A 7640-nucleotide genomic window follows, 5' to 3' on the forward strand; every position below is an offset into this window, starting at 1 on the left:
AACAACGATGTCACCCCTGTAATTGAGTTCCTTGGCGAGCCACTCAGCAGAAACTTTTCCGAGCCCTGGGATGTCACCAGCGATGTAGATATCTTCGACAGGCTTTGTAAGACCTCTGTCAACTGATACAACGAGTATTCCCTTGTTATGTACTCTTTCTACAATAGGTGTGAGGGGTTCTGAATCATGGGCGAGAATAACAAGTGCATCGATACCTTTCACCATGAGATCTTCAACGTCTCCAACCTGTTTTGCGGGTGAATCAGCTGTCACCAGGAAGAATTCTATATCTGGATCTTTTGCTTTCCAGTCTGCTATTGCTTTTTGAGCCCACCAGACGATTCCTCCTGTCCACCCATGGTCAGCAGAAGGGATTGATACACCAATCTTGATCTTGTCTTTTGCCATGCCTATTGATGCGATTAGTAACACCGCGAGTAACACCACTAAAAAACGCTTCATGTTTCCCCACCTCCATAATAGCCCTAATGGGCAAGTTTATTGGGACCTTTTTCTCTGTATTAATACAGCACCAATGATGACTATACCTTTTACAGTTCCCTGTAAATAAGGTGATACGCCTAACATGTTAAGCATATTATTTATCATTCCGAGGATAATGGCGCCTATCACCGTTCCGAATATTGTTCCGCTACCTCCTGTCATAGGGGTGCCACCAATAATCACAGCAGCTATCGCATCAAGTTCATATCCCGAACCGCCATTCGTGGAACTTATAGAATTCAGTCTTGAGGTTAAGAAAACAGCGGATACACCAACAGTTACACCTACCATTACATAGGATATAAAACGAACGAAATTTACTTTTATTGCAGAATATCTCGCCACTTTTTGGTTTGAACCAATGGCACAGATATATCTCCCATATCTTGTCCAGTTCAAAATGATATGGAACAGAACCGCCATTCCGAAAAATACCCAGACAGGTATAGGTACGCCAAGGAAATAACCCATGCCAAGTTCTGGATACATATAACTATTTGATCTGAAGACACCTGCTTTACCTATATATAAGGCGAGAGATCTGTAAATTGCCATTGTACCGAGAGTTACGATAAAAGGAGCTATTCTACCTTTTGTTATAGCAACACCATTGAGAGCCCCCGCGGCAGCGCCTAAGGCAATACTCACAATCACAGCGACAATAATTGCCATTATTTCATTCCAGTAACCATATCCGAAGAAGTTCATCGCCGAATTCAGTGAGAGAATTGAAATACCTCCAACAAGTGCCGTCATAGAACCAACCGAAAGATCAATACCACCGCCTATGATTACAAAAGTCATGCCCAGAGCTATTATTCCCGTATAAGATACTTGCCTTAAAATGTTGAGAATATTTTGAAGCTGAAGGAAATATGGGCTTGCAAAAGAGGAAATAATAAATATCACAACAAAAGCGATCAAAGAACCATATTTTTCAAAGTCAATTTTCTTAATTAAGCTTTTTGATGGCATGTTAAGCAACTCCCTTCAAGCCGGTGGCATGGAACATTATCTCTTCTTCATTTATGTGTTCGCCCTCAAGAATTCCGGTGATTTTTCCTTCCCGCATTACAACCACTCTATTACAAAGCCCTATGATTTCCTCCATTTCTGATGAGATTACTATGCAGGAAATTCCGGTTTGAACAAGCTCGTTAATAAAGAAATAGATCTCTCTTTTTGCATTAACATCTATTCCTCTCGTGGGTTCATCTATGATGAAAATCTCAGGGCCAGTGTCCAAGGATTTTGCGAGGGAAACCTTTTGCTGATTTCCACCACTCAGGTATTCCAATTTGGATTTCAAAGAAGCTGCTTTGATATCAAAGCGTTTGATGTACTGAGCGGTTTTTTCATGTTCCTTTCTTTTGTTTATAAGAATTCCTCGCAAATAATGTTTTAGTGATGGAAGCGTGATGTTCGAAGGGATATCAAAGTTTGTCAATATGCCTATTCCCTGTCTATCTTCTGAAAGATAAGCAATACCATGTTTCAAAGCATCAGCGGGGTTTTTGATATTATACTCTTTGCCCTTAATAATTATTTTCCCGTGCTTCTTTTTCCTTATTCCTATTAGTGTCTCAGCAAGCTCCGTCCTGCCTGCGCCTACAAGCCCCGCAAAACCAAGAATTTCGCCCTCTTTTAGGTCAAAAGAAACGTCTTTAATAAACCCATCAACACTGCTCAGGTTCTCAACTTGAAGAACAGTATTTTCTTTCGGGACAACTTTTTCAGGAAATATCTGCGACAGTTCTCTTCCAATCATGCTCCTGGCCATTTCTTTTTCGTCAATGTTATCTGTATCTTCAATGGTTATCATTTCGCCATCTCGAAGAACCATTACACGATCACATATTTCTTTGACTTCACTTAATTTGTGGGAAATGTATATCATTGTGACTCCTCGAGATTTCAACTGTCGCATGATTCCAAAAAGTATGTCTATTTCGCGCCGAGTGAGGACGGTTGTGGGTTCATCAAGAATTAGCAATTTCGAATCAAACGCAAGAGCCTTTGCGATTTCAACCATTTGTTTCTGCGCAACACTCAATTTATCTATTCTCGCAGTAGCGGGGATGTTTACTTTGAGTCCTGCCAGCAGCTCCTCTGTTCTTCTAATCATTTCATTTCTGTTTAAAAAAACTCTTCTCTTTTTCTCATTGCCAAGAAAAATGTTTTCGTAGACATTCAAATCGTTTATAAGGTTGAATTCCTGGGGAATCATAATTATCCCCGCTTTTCGCGCATCTAAAGGAGTTTCAAGCTGGATTTCTTTCCCGTTGAAATAGATTCTTCCTTCAGTTGGAGTGTAAATCCCGGTTAATATTTTGACAAAGGTGGATTTTCCAGCACCATTTTCTCCTATAATTCCGAAAATCTCTCCTGATTTTATCTCTATATTTATGTTATTTAAGACTCTAACACCTGAAAACTCCTTTGCAATCCCCTTTGTCTTTAGGATGATGTTATTATCCACAGTTTCACCTCAATCATTTTTCATTGAATCATCAAAAGCCAGTTGAGATTTTGGGAAGTCTATCCTTCGCACAAATTCCAGTGCCTCTTTTGCTCCGTGCAGCCTGTCCATACCTGAATCTTCCCATTCAACTGATAAAGGGCCCGTATAACCAATATCGTTCAATGCTCTGATTATCTTTTCAAAGTCAACATCACCGTGTCCCAGAGAAACAAAATTCCAGCCCCTTCTGTGATCGCCGAAAGTAATATGTGAACCAAGAATTCCAGTTCTTCCATCGAGGTTAACTGTGGCGTCTTTCATATGCACATGAAAAATTCTATCGGCAAAGTCATAGATGAAGAGATGCGGTTTTACACCTTGCCAATGTAGATGACTGGGATCAAAATTGAATCCGAAAGATGGTCGGTCGATGTAAGTTAGGAGTTTTTCTGCAGTGTAATAATCAAAGGCAATTTCGGTAGGGTGCACTTCTAAGGCAAATTTGACGTTATTTTCTTCAAATGCTTTCAGTATTGGATCCCAGAGATCCGCCACATATTTGAACCCATCATTTATGAATTCTTCCGAAACAGGAGGGAAAGAGTACCAGGCTTCCCAGATAGTCGAACCCATAAATCCTGTTACAACTTCTGCTCCAAGAGCCCTTGCAGCAATGGCAGTTGCTTTCATCTCTTCAATAGCCCATTGTCTCATTTTTTCAGGGTTCCCATGAGTTTCCTTTGGTGCGAATACCTCAAAGCGCTTTGTATTTCTGCTGCCCACTAATTGCCCGGCTAGGTGGTTACCAATTGCCCATACATTCAAGTTATATCTTTCGAGTATTTCCTTCTTTTCCCTCACATAGCCATCATCACTGGCAGCCTTTTGGGGATCAAGATGGTCACCCCAACAGGCTATTTCCAAACCGTCATAACCCCATTCTGAAGCAAGTTGACACATTTTTTCAAATGGCAGGTCAGCCCACTGACCGGTAAAGATTGTGACTGGGCGCATTAATATTCACCTCCAAATTCAAAGGAAGCATCTACCCATTCTCCGCCTTTATTACTGCTGTTAACACAGTCGTGAACGAATTTCACACCACGAGCTCCATCAACAACCGTGGGGAACAACTCATCAGATTTTTCCCCGGCTTTTTTGGCAGATAGTTTATTGCAGAAGCTTCTGTATAGGTTAGCAAAAGCCTCAAAATATCCTTCAGGGTGCCCGGAAGGTAACCTTGTAAACATTTGCGCTGCACTGGAAAGATAGTCATTCCCCCTTGACAAGATTTTGAGAGGTTCACCCTTCATTGATAACTTCAGGAAATTGGGATGCTCCTGTTCCCACTCAAGAGAACCCTCAGTTCCATATATCCTTATTTTTAAACTATTTTCATTTCCGATAGCTATCTGTGAAGGCCAGTAACTTCCACTCGCATCGTTTTCATATTTTAGTAATATGAAAGCATTATCGTCGAGTTTCCTACCTTCAACGAAAGTTTCCAATCTTGCAGACAGGGAGGTAATTTCAAGATCTGTTATAAAATGGGCAAGATTCTCTATGTGTGTTCCAATATCTCCAACGCAATTGGATATGCCGGCATACTTGGGATCCGTTCTCCAACTAGCCTGTGTCTGTCCTTCTTTTTCAATTGGTTCAGCAAGCCAACCTTGCGGATATTCAGCAATGATTAGCCTTATGTTTCCTAAGGTGTTGTTTTGAACTATATTCCGTGCCTCCCTGACCATGGGGTATCCTGTGTAAGTATAGGTGACCATGAATTCAACATCATTCTTTGCCGCCAGCTCCATTAGTTCCTTTGCCTCTTCAGGTGTGAAACACAATGGCTTTTCACATACTATATTTATCCCTTTTTCCAGGAAAGCTTTTGCAACTTTGTAATGCAAATAATTAGGGACAGTTATGGACACGAAATCTATTCCATCATCACGTTGGGCCTCTTTTTCAGCCATTTCTTCATATGATCTATATGCCCTATCTTCTGAAATTCCAAGTTCTTTAGCTGTCATCAGTGTTTCATCGTAAATGGGAGAAAATGATCCTGCTACAATCTGAGCCTGCCCATTCATGGCAATAGCCGCTCGATGGACTGGCCCTATAAATGAACCCGGACCACCTCCAACCATTCCGTATTTAAGCTTTTTACCTTCTTCAAAAAAATGACCTTTTATCATTAATATCCCCCCTTGGAATTGGTGGTATTTATACTATCTTTTCTAAATTTCTATCAACAATCATCAAAGCCGCTCCTGTTACAGCAGCAAGACCTTGCTCTTTACTGTCTATAAGGCTTTTTGTTATTTTGATCTTGCTTTTTGCCGCATAAAGAATTCTTTTATTTACTTTGTTTTCTATGCGTTCAATAGAGTCTTCGCTCAAAATCGAAGCCCAGCCACCTAATATCACATATTCTGGGCTTAATGTATTAACAATGTTCGTTATACCTATGGCTAAATAATCCTCTTCGTTCTTGATCAATGAAAGCGCCTTACCGTTAACCTTAGATAATTCTACAAGCGCCATGAATTTATCGTTATAGCTTGAACCTTCGAGCTTTGAGTATTTCCGTTCGTATTCTCTTACTATAGCCTCAGTAGAAGCTAAAGTTTCCCAACATCCTTTGTTGCCACAATAACATTCCTTGCCGTTATGGTCTATGGTCATATGACCAAATTCACCAGCGCTGAAAAATGTCCCTCTATAAATTTGGCCATTTACGATCACCCCACAGCCAATACCCTCAGAAAGGTAAACAAAGACCGCATTTTCAACAGGCTTGATTAAAGAGTTTTTCCATTTTTCGGCGATTAACGATAGATTGGCCTCGTTGTCAATAAAAACGGGAATAGCTCCTTCCAAATAGTCTGTAAGATTGATATCTCGCCAGCCAAGATGCGGGACATCGATTATATAATTGTTTTCTATGTCAACCATACCAGGAAGTGATATTGATACTCCCAAAAACCTATCAGCGTTAATTTTCTCAATAATTGGAAAAATTGTTTTCTTTATTTTTTCGATAAATTCACTTATATTACTCACACTTCTTACTGTGTCAACATGTTCGACTGTCCCATCAAAGTACCCAATCGCAACTTCTGTGACTTGAACTCCAACTCTCACAACGATTGATTTATAAGCATCTTTAGAGAGCTTCAAACCAATCGTTCTCCTTCCTACCTTTCCGGAAATCTCTGGTTGAGTTTCGATACACAGGTTTCGGTTAATGAATTCCTTTATAATTTTTGTTATTGTACTGGGATCCAATCCCGAAAGTCTTGCCAGAGTTCTTCTGTTAGTCGATGCTTCTCTCCTGAGGAGATTTAAAACGAGCTTTCTGTTGTTTTTTGCCAGCTCTCTGTGGTTTTGCTTTACTTTAACCATTCACTCACCCGCCATTAGTTGATGTATTCAATCAAATATCGCTTTGATTATAGTAAATAAATTTGTTTTTCGGAAAACCAATCATCAATCATTAACAATTATTATAGCTCATTATAGCTAATTATAAGGATTTAATGATAATATTCGCAAACACGCAATTACAAGTAACAAAAGCAATAATTGATGGATTACATAAATTAATAATATGCATTGATAATCGCCCCTCATTTTTTCTTATCTCCTTAGATAACTCTTAGCTAGGTTTGTGTTTTGCCATAGGTTAAGGTTATTTTAATTAAGAGAGCCCGAAGTAAGAATTATAGGTGGGGATTAATATGTTATATGCGGGTATAGACATCGGAACTTCATCGGTAAAAGGCATTTTAGTGGACATAAATGGCAATATTGTTGCCAAAAAAAATATCCAGATATCCCTTCAAACACCAAAACCCGGTTGGATGGAGCAAGATCCCGGTGAATGGTGGAGTGCAACAGTTAAAGTAATAAAGATGCTTGTTGCTGAGATAAACGAACCTATCTTTTCATTAGCTGTCAGTGGCCAAATGCATAGCATTGTCGTCCTTGATTCTTCAGGTGAGATATTACGTCCTGCAATCTTATGGTGCGACCAAAGAACCTCAAAACAATGCCAGGAATTAACTCTTAAATATGGTGGGGAAAAAGAAGTGATCAAAGCTTTAGGTAATCCTATTTTAACGGGATTTACAGCTCCGAAAATACTGTGGTTAAAAGAGAATGAGCCTGAGGTATTCCAAAAAGTGTGCACTTTTATGCTTCCGAAAGACTATATAATCTTCAAATTAACCAAGAAGATCACCACAGAGCCCTCTGACGCTTCAGGAACAAGTATATATTCACCAATTACCGGAAAATATGATGTGAAAATGATGGATATTTTGAATATTGACGAAAAAACTCTACCGCCGATAATTGATTCAGGAGAAGTAGTTGGAAAAGTAACCGCTCCCGAATTGCCTGAATTATCTGAGACTTTTGTTGTACAAGGTGGGGCTGATAACGCGACAGCAGCCTATGGCTGTGGTGTTGAAAACCCCGGGGATTCTATGGTGAGTGTTGGCACTTCTGGAACAGTGGTTACTGTGCTTGAGAAGCCGATCATGGATTTTGAACATGGTGTTCATTTATTCAATCACGTCAGAAAGGGTGTTTTCTATCATATGGCTGTGATATTGTCAGCCACGAATTCACTGAATTGGTTTTTAGATAGATTTGCCATAGATAAGCC

At 39.8% G+C, this 7640-nt stretch carries 7 protein-coding genes; 1 reads left to right on the forward strand and 6 read right to left on the reverse strand.

What is annotated here, in order from left to right; all coding sequences use genetic code 11:
• From AC3LHT_RS06825 to AC3LHT_RS06850, 6 genes are all read right to left on the reverse strand, one after another.
• A partial coding sequence (locus tag AC3LHT_RS06825) for a substrate-binding domain-containing protein (protein ID WP_488662378.1) occupies positions 1-462 on the reverse strand: 462 nt, incomplete at its 3' end.
• A 36-nt stretch (positions 463-498) separates the two neighbouring features.
• Positions 499-1479 carry an ABC transporter permease gene (locus AC3LHT_RS06830; RefSeq protein ID WP_290646615.1) on the reverse strand — a complete coding sequence of 327 codons (981 nt, stop codon included), beginning with the start codon at positions 1477-1479 and terminating at the stop codon, positions 499-501.
• A gap of 1 nt (position 1480) precedes the next feature.
• The gene (locus AC3LHT_RS06835; protein ID WP_488662379.1) at positions 1481-2983 is read right to left on the reverse strand and encodes a sugar ABC transporter ATP-binding protein; all 1503 of its coding nucleotides are present in this window, start codon (positions 2981-2983) and stop codon (positions 1481-1483) included.
• 9 nt (positions 2984-2992) lie between these two features.
• Positions 2993-3979 (reverse strand): sugar phosphate isomerase/epimerase family protein, encoded by a 987-nt coding sequence (locus tag AC3LHT_RS06840; protein WP_290646611.1) that lies wholly within the window; start codon positions 3977-3979, stop codon positions 2993-2995.
• Complete coding sequence (locus AC3LHT_RS06845) at positions 3979-5163, reverse strand: Gfo/Idh/MocA family protein (RefSeq protein ID WP_488662380.1); 1185 nt, start codon at positions 5161-5163, stop codon at positions 3979-3981. Before AC3LHT_RS06845 ends, AC3LHT_RS06840 begins: the two co-directional genes overlap by 1 nt.
• Before the next feature lie 28 nt (positions 5164-5191).
• On the reverse strand, positions 5192-6373 hold the full coding sequence (locus tag AC3LHT_RS06850; protein ID WP_488662381.1) for an ROK family protein: 1182 nt from the start codon (positions 6371-6373) through the stop codon (positions 5192-5194).
• Between the two features lie 335 nt (positions 6374-6708).
• Between AC3LHT_RS06850 and AC3LHT_RS06855 the strand changes: the two genes are divergently transcribed.
• Positions 6709-7640, forward strand: a 932-nt coding sequence (locus AC3LHT_RS06855; RefSeq protein WP_488662382.1) for a xylulokinase, incomplete at its 3' end; no start/stop codon positions are given.

This window comes from Kosmotoga sp. (genome assembly GCF_982836095.1).

Coding starts and splice junctions, on each gene's coding strand:
- AC3LHT_RS06830 (WP_290646615.1), bottom strand. CDS start 1,479: ATGCCATCAAAAAGCTTAATTAAGAAAATTGACTTTGAAAAATATGGT.
- AC3LHT_RS06840 (WP_290646611.1), bottom strand. CDS start 3,979: ATGCGCCCAGTCACAATCTTTACCGGTCAGTGGGCTGACCTGCCATTT.
- AC3LHT_RS06845 (WP_488662380.1), bottom strand. CDS start 5,163: ATGATAAAAGGTCATTTTTTTGAAGAAGGTAAAAAGCTTAAATACGGA.
- AC3LHT_RS06850 (WP_488662381.1), bottom strand. CDS start 6,373: ATGGTTAAAGTAAAGCAAAACCACAGAGAGCTGGCAAAAAACAACAGA.